Origin of the sequence: Bacillus sp. FSL L8-0099, from assembly GCF_038006385.1 — a bacterium.
Classification (GTDB): domain Bacteria; phylum Bacillota; class Bacilli; order Bacillales; family Bacillaceae_G; genus Bacillus_A; species Bacillus_A toyonensis.
The window spans coordinates 4,943,295-4,961,565 of the sequence record NZ_JBBOVC010000001.1; the positions used below are offsets into that span (position 1 = coordinate 4,943,295).

An 18,271-nucleotide genomic window follows, 5' to 3' on the forward strand; every position below is an offset into this window, starting at 1 on the left:
ATCAATATATTTTTTATATAACATAAGAAATATTTCTCTTCTTATATTATAACAGAAGCTATTTATTTTCTCTAATTGCCTCATATCTTTGAAACAGTGTAGCGATAAAAAATTATATGAACGATTTCCCAACAAAAAACGACAATAAGTAAGAGGAGGCTTTCCAAAGAAAACCTCCTCACATATGTACCTTCCGGTTGCCCACACGAAAGATACATAACTCAATTATTTATCTTCTTTTTTCATAAAAAATTTATGATGTGGAAGATTCACATTTAATTCCTCTAATTGTTTCTTTTCATTTTCTAGAACTGCTTTTGCTTTTGCCTTTGTTGCTTCATCTAATCCCGCGAAGATGTCTTCATGCTTCTCTTTCTCTGGAAGTTTCACGCCTAACTTTGTTAATTCTTCTTTTGCTTGTTCACGTGTTAATTTTCCAGATTTCTCTTGCTCTAAAATCGATTTCGCTTTTTCTTTCGCCTGATCATCTAATCCTGCAAACATATCCTTATGTTTACCCTTCTCTGGCAATTTCACGCCTAGCTTTGTTAATTCTTCTTTTGCTTGTTCACGTGTTAATTTTCCGGATTTCTCTTGCTCTAAAATTGACTTTGCTTTTTCTTTCGCCTGATCATCTAATCCTGCAAACATATCCTTGTGTTTACCCTTCTCCGGCAATTTCACACCTAGCTTTGTTAATTCTTCTTGCGCTTGTTCATGTGTTAACTTCCCAGATTTCTCTTGCTCTAAAATTGATTTTGCTTTTTCTTTCGTTTGATCATCTAATCCCGCAAGCATATCTTTACGTTTTTCTTTCTCTGGAAGCTTTACACCTAGCTCCTCTAATTGTTTCTTTGTATCGTCCATAATTGTTTTCACTTTTTGTTTTGTAGCGTCATCTAAATCTTTCTTCACCGTTTTTGTAGGCTGATCCGTTGCTGGAGTATTCGTTGCCGCAAATGCTGGTACACCCACTCCTCCTATAATTCCAAATGATAAAGCACCTGCAATTGCTAAATACCCAACTGTTTTCTTCTTCATAGGAAATTTCCTCCTTCATATTTCTAAAGCATGTACACTTTCGTATACAATGCCTATAGTAATATTGGTTTCTTAAAATTCCCTTAACGACTTAACAAAAAAACACCGCTCATCACGAGCGGCGTTGTTCTAAGCTTTTTGTAATTGTAATTCTTCACGTTCCATTATTTTTCTTAATACAATTGTTTGTGTCATTGTAAATAGGTTACCTGTAATCCAATACAGTACAAGACCTGATGGCGCCGCAAATCCCATAAATAGAATCATTGCTGGCATCATAATTTGCTGCATTTTTAGCATTTGTACTTGTTCTCCAGGTGTGATATTAGATTGGAAAACTTTCATCTGAATAAATGTCGTTAACGCTGCAATAATCGGTAATATATGATATGGATCTGCATGTCCTAAGTTCACCCATAAAAATGAAGATGTGCGAATCTCTTCTGTTCGGCTAATCGCATAATACAAAGCAGAGAAAATCGGCATTTGTATAAAAATTGGCCAACAACCAGCAAGTGGATTCCAACCGCCTGATTTCATTAGTTCTGACATTTCTTTTTGATACTGCTTTTGTTTTTCAAGATCTTTGCTTACATCACCGTATTTTTTCTTTAGCTTCTGCAATTCAGGTTGCATTTTTTTCATTTTCGCTTGGCTACGGTATTGTGAAACAGCTAATGGAATCATTGCTGAACGAATAACGAGCGTCATGATAATGATCGCAATCCCGAAGCTAGCTCCAGGTATATGATGAGCAACAAATTGAATCATAAACGAGATTGGATATACAAAGTAATGATCCCAAATCCCAGTACTATGTGCATCAATTGGGGCCGCATTACTGCAACCAGATAAAACAAAAACAAGTAATAATGATAAACTAACGAGCACAGCTCGATATGATTTTAACATGTTCATTCCTCCAATGTTTCGTAATTATTTAGCGAAACATTGGTGTATACGGACCGACCTCGTCATTCTCTTCACTTGATTCTTGTCTGCGAACAGAACGAATCATTCCATATTTATAAAAAATAGAAAATAGCGTTACATTTCCTGCACTATCTTCACATGTATCAACTAACGCAAAAGCTCTTTGTTTACCGCTCGATGCTTGCTGACGCACAAAGCGAGAAACATTGGCAAGGAAGAAAACTTCTAATAAACAAAGCGCCGTTGTTACAAACGATATATATAGAATTGCATCCTGCAATAAAAATTCCATCGCTTCACATCCTTAATAAGCTCATTTTAGCACATCGGGCAAATATTCTCTATTTCCTTTTATTTTCAAAAAAAGTATTTTGCATATTTTCTCAAGAAAACAATAATTAAGAAACATTGTATTCGCTTTCTTTAGTATATTCACGCACATCAATGAATAGGCTTGATTTATTAGAAATTTATAAAATTTTTGCATTATAATAAAACTATTGCCAGTTTTTGAAAAAACCTTTATTCTCTTCTTGTAATCAAAAATGAATATGGAGATGAAACATACTATGGGTCAACTAGGAGACGCCGATTACGTTCCCGACACCGCCTTTTTATCTTTCCCAGCAGCTAAAACATTTCACTTAGAATTTATGATACAGTTGGTTGTTATTTTCATAGCTTCTATTTTGTATGCAATTTCTATGAACATGTTTTTTATCCCGCATAATATGATTAGCGGTGGATTTGCTGGTGTAGGGATGATTATCGGTTATTTAATGCATTACAATATCGGTGCACTTATCTTTTTACTAAACATTCCTCTTCTTATTTTAAGTCACTTTTACTTAGGCAAGAAGACAACCTTTTTAACAGCGTATTTTGTAGCTGTATCATCTTTAGCGATGAACATTATCCCAGTACATCAAGTTTCAGACGATATTTTACTTTCTTCTGTATTCGGTGGTGTAATTTGCGGAGCAGCTTCAGGAATCATATTCCGATTTGCTTCTTCAACAGGTGGTTTTGATGTCGTTGGATTGATTGTAGCAAAACATCGAGATATTTCGATTGGAGCAATCATCTTTGGATTCAACTTGATCTTACTTGTTGCAGCAGGATTTATTTTCGGATGGGATATTACGCTTTATACGTTAATTAGCCGGTTTGTAGTCAGCAAAGTAATTGATGCCGTGCATACAAAACATATTAAATTAACGATAATGACAGTTACAGAAAAAGGTGAGGAAATAAAAAGCGCACTATTACATCACGGCATACGCGGTGTGACAATGGTAGATGCTGTCGGCGGCTATACAAACCATAAGAAAAAAATGATTTACACTGTCGTGACTCGATATGAGTTAGGCGAAATGAAACGTATTATCCGTCAAGTGGATAACAAAGCATTCATGAACATTACTGAAACAGTTGAAATTGTCGGCCGTTTCAAACGCATATAAAAAAGCGCAAGGAACTAACATTCCTTGCGCTTTTTATTTTTTACACTTATTACAAAATCAGATAATTCTATTATTGTGTCCCTAAATGTGTTATAATGAAAACAGACTCACAAAAAAAGAGTATATAGACTTGGAAGTTTCTCATATTTTACAAACAAAAAGAAACGAGAAGTCGGGTATATTTCAGTCACCATACACGTAACGGTTTAAAAACCGATCATCTTAGTTATTCTTCACTAATCTTTTTATAAAAAGATACGTACAACTAAAATTCACTTCAATATACTATACCTACCTTTTTGACTTCCAAATCATCTTATTACATAAGGAGATGAACATATGAATCAATATATACGATATACAATAGCTGTCCTGTTTGCCATTATCGGCGGTGTGATTTGCTTCTGGACAAACACTCAGCTTGGAGAGAATATCATTTTTAATGGAATCGAAACACTTGTAAGCGCTTCAATTTTAGGCGGATACATTTATTTCCTCTTCAATCCAGAAGAAAATGCTCAAAAAACAATGTTATTAACAATGATCGGAATCGTTGGTGGATGTATTTCCTACTCAATGACAAACTATACATTACCACTTCAATTAAGCTCTGCTTTCTTCCACGGTCTATGGACTTGGTTTATCGCATTCTGCCTAGCAGATGTATTCAATCTTTTACAAGACACTGAAGAAGAAAATGGTCGTCAAATTGAAAGTAACTCGTAAGCTGGAAGAATATCTTCCGGCTTTTTTGTTTGCTATTCTTTCCTGTTCATACTCCATCACCAAAATAAAAAGAAGTTACCTCCACGGCAACTTCTTTTCCATATACCCCACTTAGTATTCACTTAAATATATCAACGATTTTTCAAATATATCGATCGTTTCTCCACTTATATCAACGATTTTTTCATTATATCGACGATTCGACACAAGATATCGATTTAACGACAACCTTCGACACTTGAAACACACAACATACCCTATCCCCCAAGCAACTTACTGCCGAACTCTACGATTAAAAAGATAATTAATAGGATCGCGAGTATCTTTAATGCTACATATGCTACTTTAAAAACAACATAAATGAGCAAGACTATCAAAACAATTGATAAAATTTCCATATTTACTTCCTCCAAGCTTTGCTCTTCTTATCTTATTTTACTCGTCCTAGGCTGTTTATGGAACGTTATAAGATGACATATAAAAAAGAGGATACCTCACCCATCGTAAGATACCCTCGCCTGTAGCTGCTCAAACCATTCTCTCTCTACTTGTAAATATCCCATTCCACTCTTCTCAGCACTCTCCAATTCTTTATCAGCTTTCTTCATATAAGTGCGGGAAGCTTCCATATCGTCCTCTAAATATTTAATAATTCCTTGTGTACGGTAATATCCGTTTAAATCCATTTTGGTAATGGCCTTTGCATGTTCCTTTGCTTCTTGCAGAGAAAGGCTATTTATCTGATAAAGAGCTTTATATAAAAGATACCAACTATGAAAACTACTAACGAAAAATTTATTTTCCTTCGTTACAGATAGTTGAACAATTTGTTCTATATACGGTATTGCTCTTTCCATTCCCCTTTGATCAGCTCGGGCATAAAAGACGAGCATAAGTCCGCTCATTATCTCTCTTATACTTTTATCCTCTTTTAATTTTTCCTCACTAAGTTCTACTAATCTCTCATCCCAATCTTTCGGTCTTTTATAACTAAATAACTCACTCGATATTTGAATCGTATATAAATGCTGCTTAGCTTTTTCATCATCTTTAATTAAAATGAGAAATTGCATACCATCACTCAGAAGCGTTCCTTTTATCGGCACGATTGTAACTGCAAAAATCACAAAGTGGAAAACGGAAAAATATAAAAGATATTGATAATAACTCACCATATATATGTAACCTGAAGTAATACCGAATAGTAAACTCATAATTGGCCCACCTAAAGTCATCCATGCCCATTTCTTTGAAAGGTTCGGTGTCTCTATAGAAGACGGCGCTAACATCACCACGCCACCAAAGTACGCCCATAATTTATTTTCTCGAATGCGTAATTTCCCTTTTTCCTTTTGAACAGTGATAGGTCCTACTGTCATAAATTTAAAATTCAAACCACCTATCAAGCCAAATAGTACGTGCCCTAGCTCATGAATGGCTAACACTAATAATACAATTCCAAATACTGCCCATATATTCAACATTACTTCTAATTTTCCAGTTCGGATTACTCCGTATAAAATGGACAAAACTAGCGCCGCCGTCATTGAACTAGCTGGCCTTCTTAAAATATCCACTCTTTTCTCTCCTTAATAAATCATTTTCCTCTGCATTTCGTACATGAATTTTCCGAGATGCAATATCCAAATAAATGAGATTAAGCCAATCAATACAAAATCGATATTACTAGCCGCTGTATATATAACGGCAGCCCACCATACATATGCTAATATTGTATTCGTAAATTCATACGCTTTATATCCAGCCTCATGCACAATGTGTTTTAATCCTTCATCTGCGTTTTTCGTCCACATTTTCATAGATTCCATATATGTAACACCTTGTTCAGGATATAGCTTATTATAACGATTTTTTGTTATGAGCCCGATAATCACTACAGTAGTTAAACAGACAATAGAAGCTACTAAATTCCACACCGCAAATGAAACATTTGTATCCTGCACCAGTGCACGTCTACATGTAATAACTGCATATACAAACCATGCCTGCGTAACTATATCACCTACACGTAAATATATACTTATAATGCCTAATTTTCTGCCTTGTACGCTCTCTTCTTCATCGCGTGCTTCCGCTAACATACGTGTATTCTTCCAAGTGTAGTACATCATTAAAATTCCAAAAATAGTACATACACCTATAAATAGATTAGATGATAATTTTCTCGGTTCATCCGAGAGTAAATCTAAAGCTATATAAGATATTAAAAAACCACCCATCATACTTAATGCTATTTTCCCCACAAAATCAAATTGTTTTTTTCGTTTACTCTTCATCGTCCTCTTCCCCCTCCACTAACGTGAATATTTCCTCCACCGGTACATTGAAAATTTTTGCGATTTTTAACGACAATACAATAGATGGTGCATAATCCCCACGCTCAATTAAACTAATCGTTTGCCGTGATGAGCCAATCGCTTTCCCTAAATCCCCTTGTGATAAACGATGCTTTGCTCGCAATTCCCTCACTCGATTTTGAAGCTTCATATCTTCCCTCTTTTTCATTTATTTAATTAAAATTGTAAATAATATCCTTATTTTTGTCAATTATAATTGTCATTACGACTATAATAATTGACAAAAATAAGGATGTATTATGATGAAAATAACCTATATAATGAATGTGAAATATTAAACAAAGGAAGTGACATATGAATAAAACATCTACTTTTTCCTATATTCTTACTAAGCTTACAGCGACTTTCCTATTATTATTACTTATTAGCACGCTTCTCTTAACAACTAGTCAACAAACATTATATAGTTTCTTAGCTGGATTACGAGAACTGCTATATGTTCCCTTCGTTCCTATTCTTGCTGCATATGCATTTTTTTGTTCTATTTGCATCGATAAATTGAAATTAAAAACACATACAAGACTGAAGACATTATTACTTTATATTTTTTGCGGCTATTTATTTTTTCTTCCCTTCCTAACATTTAAAGAAGCTAGTCTAATACAGTTCTTGTTCCTCGGATCAATTGGTGCATTATGTTCTCTTTCTTTCTATTTATGTACAGTTATAGCAACAAAATTTAAGTGGCTACAATATTTCGTACCAAGCATTGTGTTTATTATATTTATCACAATTAACTTAGTAGATTTAGAAAGGTTTGGAACATCAAAAGAATAATGGGTCGAAACAAAAACAGATAACTCTTTCGAAGCATCTTTTCAACATTTTAGTGGTAAACATAAAGTCCCAATTGAACTAAAACGAGGGGACATATTAGAATTCACCATTGAATCACGAGCTGAAAATTCGAATGGCTACATGGGGGACATAAAAATGGCTAGTGAATTTCAAGAGGAAGAAAATTATTTAGCTCCAGCTGGACCTAATACATACCAGTTCGCGGCAATTAAGACAGGAACTTATTACATTATAGTTAGCGGAAATCAGCTAAAAGGAAAGTTAAAAATAGATTGGAACATAAAATGAAACTTTAATCAGTGGGGGTTTTGTTCATCCCCCACTGATTATCAACCCTCACCAATCGGACTTTTACGGGCAGCCCGACAAATAGCGGGATAAAATAAAAAAGGCAGTGCTTTTGCACCGCCTTCCTAAATTTTGACATAGAATGGATTCCATATTAACTTGCGTTTTGTAACAATACTCGTTTTAACTGTTTACGGAAACGAATGCCTAGCGTAATTGCTACGATTACGATAACTCCAAAAATGATTTTACCAATATGACCTTCTAACACCCCAAAAATATCATGTAAGTTTCCACCTAACCAATAACCACCGATTAAGAAGAATGACACCCAAAACAGAGCACCTGAATAAATTGTAATCGCAAAACGACGGAATGGTAGATTAATAATTCCTGCAAAGTATCCTGTAAAATGGCGTACACCAGGAATAAAGAAACCGATAAAGATCAGGAAGTACCCATACTTATCAAACCACATTCTTGTTAAGTCGATTTTTCTTTGTGTTAAAAATACGTATTTCCCATATTTTTGAACGAAAGGCATACCTAATTTATTTCCTAAAAAGTATTGAATCGTCATTCCTACACTTGTCCCAATAAAGGATAAGATAATTAAAATTGGTAAACTTAAATCACCCTTCTGTGCTAAAAATCCCGCATATGCTAATGTTGGCTCTCCCGGAAACGGAAGCGCAATATATTCTAACAGCAACCCGACAAGTACAACATAATACCCGTATTGCTGAAATAATTCATGAACCCATTCCATGTCATCTCTCCTTTCAGTCACGTACAACTTCTTACTATTATTGTATAAAAAAAATGTCGAAATAACTATCACAATAGCTTACATTTTTATTACATTTTTGTAAGGCTCACACTAAATTTTTTTGTTCTCTATTTACTTATATCTATTAGCATTTAAAAACAAGCTAACAACTATATATCACGCGAATGAAATCCATTAATATACATTTTTTATCCAATTTTTAACACTAAAAAACTATCTTATTTTGTTCTCTATAAAAAACCACCACAAACTCATACGAACTTCATATTAGCTTCATATACGTATTGTAAGATTATATCGGAATTTGTTGAAAAATTTAGCTAATATATGACTAAACATTAAATTGAATAAATATAAGTCGCTTTTCGAAATTGAAAAAAGGGTGAATAAGAAATGGAAGCTTATAAAATGCACGATTTTATTAATACGAATGTTGAATCTCATCAAAATGAAACCGTTTTTAATTTACAAATATGTGAAACAAATGAATTTGACGTAAGTTTAACAAAATCTACTACGCTGTCTTTTATCGTTTCAAAAAAGAACATTAAGATTGTCACTAGAAAATGGGTGAATTCAAATCCAGAAAGCATGATTGGCAAAAGCTACATCATTCCAACGAAAGCTTTTCACTATTTCTTACCAATTATTTCTGAAACTGAAGATGAACTAAATATTCAAGTTCAAAGTTTTGGACTACATGGTGAGCTTTTATTAAACGAAAGATTACTTATTGATAAAAACAACAAATGCAATCCAAAGATTACTACCTTCTTTGAAACATTAGATGAAAATGTTAATCAAGCATTACGAGGATTACAAATTCATTGTATGTAAGACTACTACAAGAAGTAAAAGGAGAATATAATGAAAAAATTATTATTAAGTGCGCTATTATCATTAGGATTTTTAACTCTTCCATTCACTACTGCAGAAGCAGCTACAACGAAAGATCAGCTTATCGTAAACACACAACTAAATAAAATGGATTATTATCAAAATGGAAAATTCATAAAAAGTTTCACTGTCGCTACTGGAAAAGCAGCAACACCTACACCTAAGGGTACTTTTCAAATTGTAAATAAAATTAAAAACCGTCCTTACTATACAGGAAAAATTAAAGGCGGCGATCCACGTAATCCACTTGGGGACCGCTGGCTCGGATTAAATATGGCAGGAACTTACGGAACAACGTATGCGATTCATGGAACTAACAATAATCAAGCAATCGGGAAAGCAACAACACTTGGTTGTATTCGTATGTTTAACAATGATATTCACTGGTTATTTGAGCGCATTCAGCAGCAAGCTACTGTCACTGTAAATTAACCTAAGAACAAGATTTACGTGTAGCCAAGAATTTTATGTCTTGGCTTATTTTATTTATTCATTTACAGTAGCAAAACAACTGTATTTACATATATAATAAAAATAGATTGCGTTCAACATCATCGTAACATTGATAAACATGGATATTAAAATTATACAGTTATAATATTTTATAAATTTTACAATACATACTATAATAGAACTACTGTAATTCTGAAATATTCAGTGACACTAAACAATCCCCCTTGCTACTTTCATTACTATTTTATAGCGGGGGCTTATTATATGTATAAACAATCTGAGTCATCCGAAAAATGATGAATTCGAATATTGCAGTAAAAAGCGTTATTTAGGAGGTGTTACTATGACGCATATACTGGTGATTGAAGACAACCCAGATATACAAGAACTTATTCGTGAATTTCTAATGGCACAAAACTTTACTGTTGATGTAGTTGGTGCTGGTACAGAAGGCATTCTTCTTTTCCAAAAAAATTCATACGACCTTGTCCTCCTCGATGTAATGTTACCAGATATAGATGGCTATAGTATTTGTAAAATTATGCGAGGACAATCTGATGTACCAATCATTATGCTAACAGGCTTACATAATGAAGAAAGTGAAATTAAAGGATTTGAGTTAGGTATTGATGACTATATTACAAAACCGTTCCATTACACCGTATTTATAAAACGTGTAGAAGCTGTATTGAGAAGGGCAGCAACGAAGGAAGCAGAAGCTGCAACTATACTACAATTCCATGAATTGATGTTAAATTCTACAGCATATGCCGCTTATGTTCATGGTAATCAAATTGAATTGACTACAAAAGAATTTGAAATTATATATACTTTACTGCAAAATCGGGGAAAAGTACTATCAAGAAGTGATTTGTTGAATAAGGTATGGGGCTATGAACATTTTGGTGATGTGAGAGTTATAGATACACATATTAAAAACTTACGAAAAAAATTAGAAATTCCTTATATTAAAACGGTGAAAGGCATTGGCTACAAAATCGAATCGTAGCAAAGACAACATCACCAAAAATATATTCATCAAAACCTTATTATTTTGTATTTTGTTATCACTTTGTCTTTATCAAATTATTTATTTTCTAGCCTCAAATTACGATAAAGATCGTTTGAGAGCGTCTGGAACGCAAACTGCGGAACAAGCGGAATCAGACAAACAAAACGACCAAAGTAAAACAAAGCAAAATAAAGCTGTGTCAGAGAGTAGCATCTCTAATTTTCAATCTTCTCAAATAGACATGAATACACTCTCTACAGCCATCAATCATCTTTTGCAGCCTAGCCAAACTGCAAAAGCAAAAGAACATGCACAAAATATTCCGGGGAAAAGTAACACAACGTCTTCACTTACAGAAGCGGAAAAGCAAGTTACTAACAATGATGCCTTACATACACAAAATGCAGCAAGTAAAACAAATGATACACATGATAATCCATCGTTAACAGATGTGTTGCAGCAATTAGCTCCACATATTGGGGCGACAATGCTTGCATTATCTCTGCTTGGATCTTTAATCTACGCAAAAATAATCGCCAAACCTTTCCAATATATGAGCGATGCTTTAAAAGATATTATGAATCTTGATTTCTCAGATAAAAAGCTACTTAACAAAAATACAGATCAAACAGATTTTAATTTGCAAGTAGCTGCCTCACAAGTACCTACTATTGTGAAAAATTTACATGAAAGCAATCAAGATTTAAGAAATGAAATCAAGAAGGAACAACAATTAGAACAATCTCGTAAAGAATTTATGTCTATGATATCCCATGAATTAAAAACACCAATCGCAGCCGTTATGGGACAACTCGATGGCATGATTCACGGAATTGGCGCTTATAAAGATAGAGATAAATATTTAAAACGTTCATATGAGATGATGCAAGATATTAACATATTAACGGAAAAGGTGTCAGAATTATCCAAAATACAAAACCCTCAATTTAAACCCAATTTAAAAGTTATCTCATTGACTAATATTATTGAGGACGTTATAAAGAAAGTAGATTATTTTGTATCTGTAAAACAGTTAAATGTTCAATCTAACATTAAACAAGATGTACAAATTTTAGCTGATCCTAAATTTATGCAAACTGCTATTTTTAACATTATTTCAAACGCAATTCATTATACAATTGACCATCAGCATGTATATATAAAGCTTTATGAAAAGCCAAACGGTTACGCATTAGAAGTATTAAATACAGGTTCTCAAATTGATGAAGATAAACTTGCCCATTTATTTGAGCCATTCTATCGCGCAAATCCTGACAAACATGGCTTAGTACAAGGTAGTGGTCTTGGGTTATATATTGTAAAACAAATATTAGATAAACATCAGTTTCCTTATGGAATACAAAACACACCTCAAGGTGTAAAATGCTCCATTGTATTCCCAAAGGCAATGTAAAACCTATTGTAATTTCATACCCCAAATTCATACTTTGTATGAATGGCGGAATTTTGTAGAGTATGTTACTCTGTTTCGTTCGCCCGTTGTCCTTATTTGGATAGCGGGCGTTTTTTATTTTAAAAGGAGGATTTTTATGGAGAAGTTTAAGTATTCACTACTCGTTTTACTCGGTGCTTGTAGCTACGGCGTGCTTTCAACTATTTTCAAACTCGGATTTATTAACGGATTTTCAGCACATCAACTATTAGGGGGACAATATGTCTTCGGATGGATTGGACTACTTCTGCTCGTTCTTTTCTTTTCACGCCATAAAGTAACAAAAAAGCAATTCTTGTCATTATTAACAGTCGGCACAACAATGAGTATGACTGGTATTTTCTATGCTATTTCTGTAGAAGAACTGCCAGCATCTATCGCTGTCGTTCTACTCTTCCAGTTCACATGGATCGGAGTAGTCATCGAAGCTATTGCAAATCGAACGTTTCCAAGCCGTGAAAAAGTTATATCTATCATCATTTTATTCACTGGTACATTGTTTGCTGGCGGTGTCTTTGAAGGTCTAGGAGAAAGTTTTTCTACGAAAGGTATTATCTTTGGATTATTAGCTGCTGTCTCTTTTTCATTCTATGTTTTTGCAAGTGGACGCGTTGCTACAGATGTTCCGCCTTATACGAAAAGCTTTCTCATGACAACAAGTGCTACCCTTATCGTCTGCCTATTCTTCCCGCCAACCTTTTTAACAGATGGTGCCCTGCAAGCCGGTCTATGGAAATATGCTTTCTTCCTTGGATTGTTCGGCGTTGTCGTACCTGTCATTTGTTTTTCAATTGGTGTACCGAAAGTCGGAATAGGACTTGGTACAATATTAGGAGCAGCTGAATTACCAACGGCCATTATCGCTTCTATTACACTTGTACATGAAGTTGTAACGCTTATGCAGTGGATTGGAATTATATTTATATTGTTTGGTATTTTCACTCCTCAGCTCCTTACGTATAGAAAAGAAAACAAACATAATCGTGTGCATAGTGCATAAGAAAAGACCTTTCATTTACTTGAAAGGTCTTTTCTCTCTCGTTCACTTTACCGCTCCATACAGTTTCTCTATCTCATGCTCAATTTGTTTTACATCGATTCGCTCAAATAATGGCTGTACGCTATCAATTCTATTCGGCAACGTATTTTGCGGTTCCCAATTTCGTTTAACAATCGACAATGTGTTTCGAACTCTTTCACTTGAAAATGGTAAAAATGGTTCAAGGAGATTTGCAAAATTAGCGATAAGATAAACACAATTATAAATCGTTTCTTCACATGAAACTGGATCATCTTCTCTTTGTTTCCAAGGCTGCTTTTCGTCAAAGTATTTATTTGCAAAACGTACTGCATCAAATATTGTCTCTAACGCCACCTTAAATTTAGTTTGTTCAATAGCCGCTCCTACATATTTATATAATCCTTCTACTTTATCTTTCAGCTCTACATGAATAGTTCCCTTCGGTACAACGCCATCATAATACTTTTCAATAAACCTTAATGTCCGATTCACAAAGTTCCCATATGCACCTAACAATTCACTATTATGACTGTAAATAAACTCACGCCACGAAAAATCAGTATCACGATTTTCTGGTGCATTTACTGTTAAAAAGTAACGGATCGAATCTGGATCATAGCTTTCTAATATATCAGGTACCCATACTGCCCAGCTTTTACTTGTCGATAATTTTCTTTTTTCTACCGTTAAATACTCATTTGAAACGATATGACGAGGAATCGCTTCTTCTCCTACTCCAAGTAATACCGCTGGCCAGATGATAGAGTGAAATGGAATATTATCCTTTCCGTGTACATAATACGTTTTCGTTTCTTTATCCCAAAACTCTTGGTCATCTTTCCCTGTTTTTTCAGCCCAATGTTTACTTGCAGAATAATATCCTGTCACTGCTTCAATCCATACGTAAATTTTCTTATCTTCGTATCCTGCCACTGGAATTGGAACCCCGACTGGTAAATCACGCGATACTGCCCTATCTTGCAACCCTTCTTTTACATATCTTTCTGTTAGCTGAATTGCATTGTCACGCCATGTTCCTTTTTGTTTTGCAATTTCTACGACTCCTTTAATTTGCTCCTGAAATGTATGCAGTGCGAAATAGAAATGCTCTGTTTCCTGTACGGATGGCGTACTACCACATAACTTACATTTCTTTTCTAACAAATCGAGTGGATCTAAAATGGCCGAACAAGCATCACATTGATCTCCTCTTGCTGCTTCATGGCAATGAGGACAAATTCCTTCTACGTAACGATCTGGTAAAAACTGTGTACACGTTTCGCAATATGCTTGTTCCACTGTTTTTTTATAAATATAACCTTCTTCTAATAAACGCAAAAAAACTTTTTGAACTGTTTCATGATGATGCTCGCTATCTGTACGTGTATAGCAATCATAAGTAAAACCAAGGCTACGAAAACATCGCTCAAACTCTTCATGATACTTATCAGCAATTTTCTTCGCCGTCACACCTTCTTGTTTTGCTCTAATTGCAATCGGTGTTCCATTACAATCACTTCCTGAAACATACAACACATTCTCACCTTTTGCCCGATAATAACGTGCCAAAATATCTCCCGGTAACAAACTGGCAATATGCCCAAGATGTAATGAACCATTTGCATACGGCCAAGCGCCTCCAATAAAAATACTCATCCTATATTCCTCCTTTAAAATATAAAAAGCCCCGCCCTTATCTTAAAAAAGATAAGGGCGGGGCTGTATAAACAGTCGCGGTACCACCTTATTTCGCCAATCACTCACATAATTAGCCTTAACAAGTACGGAGCTATATGCTCTTATACTGTGGTTTTGATAACGAGTACCAACTCTCGTCGCCGCCTACTATTATCATTTGATAAGTTCAGGACGAAGCTCAAAGGCCATTGTTCAAATGAATATTCTTGCTTCTTCTCACCTACCGAAGCTCTCTGGAAAGAATGGTTTCATCCTACTTTTCCTTTTCAACGCTTTTACGTATAACACGTATTTTACGACTTAATTACAGAAAAATCAAACTCTATTTCAAAAAACAGGAAATCCCATCTTCCTGCCGAATAACTATACGTTCGTAAAAGGAGTGATAACATTGAATCAAAAGCAACTAAGCATGATGAATGAAAAAAGCTGGAATGCAGCTGCTTATGAAGCTTGGACGAATCGCCACGGAGCACCAGCGGATTATGCGAAAAAACTCATAGAAGATCCTATGCGCGAGGTAGATCACTATTTACCTTACATACAATCTCCAAAAGGAAAACGTATCATTAATTTACTCGGGTCAAAAGGAAATAAAGCCGTTGCTCTCGCTCTTTTAGGAGCTGACGTAACAGTGGTTGATATTTCAGCAAGTAATGCAAAATATGCAAATGAACTTGCAGAAGCAGCAGGTGTCTCTATCCAGTATGTCGTTTCTGATGTACTAAATGTGCAGCTCTCCGAATCATTTGATATCGTATTACTGGAACTTGGTGTACTCCATTACTTTCTAGATTTAAAACCGCTCTTTCAAAAAATTGCTACCATGCTTAAAGGAGATGGAACACTTATCCTTCGTGACTATCATCCTGTTTACACGAAATTACTAGGAGTAGACCACCCATCATTTCACGCTAATGGAAATTATTTCGATGAAGAATTGATTGAAGATGATGTGGCTTATAGCATCCTTCTTACAGAAGCGCAGAAAGAATCATTGCCTAAAACAACCATCCGTCGCTGGACGCTAGGAGAAATAATTACAACACTTGCGGAAGAACGTTTTAAAATTGAAAAGCTAGTTGAAGAACACGGATCTCATCAAAGGTGGGTTTTCCCTTCTACTTCACCTGAAGGAATTGAAGAACGTATACCAGGTCTATATACATTAATTGCGACAACATGCAAAAAAGGATCCCTTCACGGATAGGATCCTTTTTGCATGCTTACGCATATAAGTTGAGGTTGGAGATTACCATAATTCTGTAGAATAGGACACAAGATATTTCAACATTTTGTCTCTGACTTACGTCGTCAAAAAGGGGTATGACCAACATAACGAAGAGTAATGTTTCAGTTGATACTGATAATCGTTATCAACTAATTAGAAGTATACATGATGTTATTTCAAATTACAATACCATTTCTAATTTTTATTTATGAATTTTTTGATATACAAATGTATACATTTTAAGAACATTTACTCACATTAATCTGCCATATTCCATTATCTGCTATAATTTTCATGGAACAGATTAATAACTTCTTAATCATGTTTTTATTAATTTCGTTCTAAATATTTATAAATTATAATAAACAGTTTTAAAAGGTAGGGGTAACGATGAAATATGTTAGCATTCGAAAAAAACTACTGTTCACACTCTTAAGCATTTCTTCCTTATTTAGCATTGCTCTTATTGTTATTCTTTCATTTGCGATGCATCAAGCAAGTGAAATCGAAACGTTAAAGAATGATGTATCGAAAAGAGCAACGATTTTAAAAGAACGTGGCGATTGGTTCCAAGCACAGGTCGCTGGTTTACAAGAATATTTACTATCACATGACCAAAAAGGATTGAATAAATTCAACCGGGAAGGAAAAAAACTAGCTGATACTAGGGAGAAAGTAACAAGTGATAAAAAACTCCCAGAAGGAATGAAAGAGGCCATTTTAATGGGAGCAAAATGGCGCAGCGTCGTAGATAATGAAGTCCTCCCTCTTGCGCGTGAAGGAAAATGGGATGAAGCATCCAAAATTGCTCTTGCTCAAACAGATTATGTAAATGACCTTTTAAGTCGTTTTACTAAATATACAAATGAAGAAAATGACAAACGGGATGTATTAATTGCTGACGTAGAGTCTTCTTCATCCCTTATTCAATATATTATTTTCTTCTCACTCATTACATGTACATTAACATCTATTCTATTGGCATGGTGGTTCTCTGGTAAACTCGTTAAACCGATTCGACAAATTGATGCGAAGTTAAAAGAATTAGCTTCGCAAGATGGCGATTTAACCGCTAGATTACACGTAACGAGTAAAGATGAAATTGGTGACATTGCAAATTCCTTTAATCAAATGCTTGCTAACTTACAGCGTATAATAAAGCAAGTTCAACAAACATCAACAAGTGTAAAAGAAGCTTCTGAAAATGTATTTATCGAAACAACTGCTTCTATGGAAAATACCACAAAATCGAAAGAGACTATGAATGCTCTTGTGCACAATATTCGTTCCCAAGTTTCTAGCATCGAAGAAAGTTCAACCGCAATGGATGATATCGCAACGGGTGTTCAGCGTATTGCAGAAACTGCATCTTCTGTCGCTAGCCTAGCTGTTACAACTTCTGAAAAAGCAGATGATGGAAATAAAGTCATTGAGAAGTCTATTACACAAATGCATACAATTAACGAAGCTGTTAACGCTACATCACAAGTGGTAGAGCGACTTATTACACATACGAATCATATTGATACTGCACTTCAATCTATTTCTAATATTGCCGAGCAGACGAATTTACTCGCTTTAAATGCTTCTATTGAAGCGGCCCGTGCTGGTGAACATGGAAAAGGATTCGCTGTTGTTGCCGATGAAGTACGAAAACTTGCTGAACAATCTCAGCTAGCAGCAACTGATATTAACCATTTACTTCATCAAATTCAAGCGGACACAAAAATAGCAAATGACATGATGACACAAGGTCAGTCAGAAGCTTCTGAAGGAATTACAGTCATTCGTACCGCTGGATCTTCATTCTCAGAAATTGTTAATCACATTAACAATGTATCTACACAAATACAAGAAATGTCTGCAACTACTGAAGAAATGGCCGCAAGTTCTGAAGAAATGAATGCAGCTTTAAATAATATCGCTTCTATTTCAAATGAAGTTGCTGCCGAAACATCACAAACAGCAACTTCAGCTGGTGACCAAGTAAACAAAATGAGTATCGTTGCTAAAAAATCATCAGAAATGAAAACAATTGTACAAGAACTTGAAGTGCTCGTTTCTCATTTCAAAACAAATGGTTAAAATG

The 18,271-nt window shown here is 34.7% G+C and carries 18 protein-coding genes, 1 pseudogene and 1 other annotated feature; of the genes and pseudogenes, 10 read left to right on the forward strand and 9 right to left on the reverse strand.

The window, feature by feature from the left end:
• Positions 1-225: 225 nt before the first annotated feature.
• From MHH42_RS25385 to MHH42_RS25395, 3 genes are all read right to left on the reverse strand, one after another.
• Positions 226-1,041: a hypothetical protein gene (locus MHH42_RS25385; RefSeq protein ID WP_097837631.1), complete on the reverse strand. Its 816-nt coding sequence runs from the start codon at positions 1,039-1,041 to the stop codon at positions 226-228.
• Between the two features lie 129 nt (positions 1,042-1,170).
• Positions 1,171-1,953 (reverse strand): membrane protein insertase YidC, encoded by a 783-nt coding sequence (yidC, locus tag MHH42_RS25390; RefSeq protein ID WP_000920530.1) that lies wholly within the window; start codon positions 1,951-1,953, stop codon positions 1,171-1,173.
• 28 nt (positions 1,954-1,981) lie between these two features.
• Positions 1,982-2,266 carry a hypothetical protein gene (locus MHH42_RS25395; RefSeq protein ID WP_000394928.1) on the reverse strand — a complete coding sequence of 95 codons (285 nt, stop codon included), beginning with the start codon at positions 2,264-2,266 and terminating at the stop codon, positions 1,982-1,984.
• 277 nt (positions 2,267-2,543) lie between these two features.
• On the opposite strand from MHH42_RS25395, the gene MHH42_RS25400 reads away from it, so the two are divergent.
• The gene (locus MHH42_RS25400) at positions 2,544-3,437 is read left to right on the forward strand and encodes a YitT family protein (RefSeq protein ID WP_000530041.1); all 894 of its coding nucleotides are present in this window, start codon (positions 2,544-2,546) and stop codon (positions 3,435-3,437) included.
• A 339-nt stretch (positions 3,438-3,776) separates the two neighbouring features.
• On the forward strand, positions 3,777-4,163 hold the full coding sequence (locus tag MHH42_RS25405; protein WP_001077779.1) for a DUF3938 domain-containing protein: 387 nt from the start codon (positions 3,777-3,779) through the stop codon (positions 4,161-4,163).
• A gap of 257 nt (positions 4,164-4,420) precedes the next feature.
• On the opposite strand, the gene MHH42_RS25410 is transcribed toward MHH42_RS25405, so the two are convergent.
• The 4 genes from MHH42_RS25410 to MHH42_RS25425 all read right to left on the reverse strand — a co-directional run bounded on the left by MHH42_RS25410 (position 4,421) and on the right by MHH42_RS25425 (position 6,671).
• Positions 4,421-4,561: a DUF3985 family protein gene (locus MHH42_RS25410; RefSeq protein ID WP_000404759.1), complete on the reverse strand. Its 141-nt coding sequence runs from the start codon at positions 4,559-4,561 to the stop codon at positions 4,421-4,423.
• 96 nt (positions 4,562-4,657) lie between these two features.
• A complete protein-coding gene (locus tag MHH42_RS25415) occupies positions 4,658-5,710 on the reverse strand; it encodes a site-2 protease family protein (RefSeq protein ID WP_002093078.1) in 1,053 nt (350 codons plus the stop codon).
• Between the two features lie 42 nt (positions 5,711-5,752).
• Entirely contained in the window at positions 5,753-6,460 is a 708-nt protein-coding gene (locus tag MHH42_RS25420) for a DUF3169 family protein (RefSeq protein ID WP_070173907.1), read from the reverse strand.
• The gene (locus tag MHH42_RS25425) at positions 6,450-6,671 is read right to left on the reverse strand and encodes a helix-turn-helix transcriptional regulator (protein WP_000776158.1); all 222 of its coding nucleotides are present in this window, start codon (positions 6,669-6,671) and stop codon (positions 6,450-6,452) included. The genes MHH42_RS25420 and MHH42_RS25425 overlap by 11 nt, the downstream gene beginning before the upstream one ends.
• Before the next feature lie 164 nt (positions 6,672-6,835).
• Here MHH42_RS25425 and MHH42_RS25430 point away from each other — a divergent pair.
• Positions 6,836-7,627: pseudogene (locus MHH42_RS25430) on the forward strand (hypothetical protein).
• Positions 7,628-7,781: 154 nt separating this feature from the next.
• On the opposite strand, the gene MHH42_RS25435 reads toward MHH42_RS25430, so the two are convergent.
• Positions 7,782-8,396 carry a DedA family protein gene (locus tag MHH42_RS25435; protein WP_000455364.1) on the reverse strand — a complete coding sequence of 205 codons (615 nt, stop codon included), beginning with the start codon at positions 8,394-8,396 and terminating at the stop codon, positions 7,782-7,784.
• 414 nt (positions 8,397-8,810) lie between these two features.
• Between MHH42_RS25435 and MHH42_RS25440 the strand changes: the two genes are divergently transcribed.
• From MHH42_RS25440 to MHH42_RS25460, 5 genes are all read left to right on the forward strand, one after another.
• Positions 8,811-9,254, forward strand: a complete 444-nt coding sequence (locus MHH42_RS25440) for a DUF3978 family protein (protein WP_000388765.1) — start codon at positions 8,811-8,813, stop codon at positions 9,252-9,254.
• 30 nt (positions 9,255-9,284) lie between these two features.
• Positions 9,285-9,746: a L,D-transpeptidase gene (locus tag MHH42_RS25445; RefSeq protein ID WP_000735064.1), complete on the forward strand. Its 462-nt coding sequence runs from the start codon at positions 9,285-9,287 to the stop codon at positions 9,744-9,746.
• A gap of 364 nt (positions 9,747-10,110) precedes the next feature.
• Complete coding sequence (locus MHH42_RS25450; protein WP_000148831.1) at positions 10,111-10,776, forward strand: response regulator transcription factor; 666 nt, start codon at positions 10,111-10,113, stop codon at positions 10,774-10,776.
• Positions 10,754-12,193, forward strand: coding sequence for a sensor histidine kinase (locus MHH42_RS25455; protein WP_000201947.1), 1,440 nt, complete (start codon positions 10,754-10,756; stop codon positions 12,191-12,193). The genes MHH42_RS25450 and MHH42_RS25455 overlap by 23 nt, the downstream gene beginning before the upstream one ends.
• 136 nt (positions 12,194-12,329) lie before the next feature.
• On the forward strand, positions 12,330-13,232 hold the full coding sequence (locus tag MHH42_RS25460) for an EamA family transporter (protein ID WP_000410521.1): 903 nt from the start codon (positions 12,330-12,332) through the stop codon (positions 13,230-13,232).
• Between the two features lie 42 nt (positions 13,233-13,274).
• Here MHH42_RS25460 and metG read toward each other — a convergent pair whose 3' ends face one another.
• Positions 13,275-14,909, reverse strand: coding sequence for a methionine--tRNA ligase (metG, locus tag MHH42_RS25465; RefSeq protein ID WP_340894484.1), 1,635 nt, complete (start codon positions 14,907-14,909; stop codon positions 13,275-13,277).
• A gap of 50 nt (positions 14,910-14,959) precedes the next feature.
• Positions 14,960-15,230 (reverse strand) — a binding site (T-box leader).
• Positions 15,231-15,342: 112 nt separating this feature from the next.
• Between metG and MHH42_RS25470 the strand changes: the two genes are divergently transcribed.
• Together MHH42_RS25470 and MHH42_RS25475 are read left to right on the forward strand one after the other, a co-directional pair.
• Entirely contained in the window at positions 15,343-16,161 is an 819-nt protein-coding gene (locus tag MHH42_RS25470) for a class I SAM-dependent methyltransferase (protein WP_340894485.1), read from the forward strand.
• A 411-nt stretch (positions 16,162-16,572) separates the two neighbouring features.
• On the forward strand, positions 16,573-18,267 hold the full coding sequence (locus MHH42_RS25475) for a methyl-accepting chemotaxis protein (RefSeq protein WP_000878427.1): 1,695 nt from the start codon (positions 16,573-16,575) through the stop codon (positions 18,265-18,267).
• The last annotated feature ends 4 nt before the right edge of the window (positions 18,268-18,271 follow it).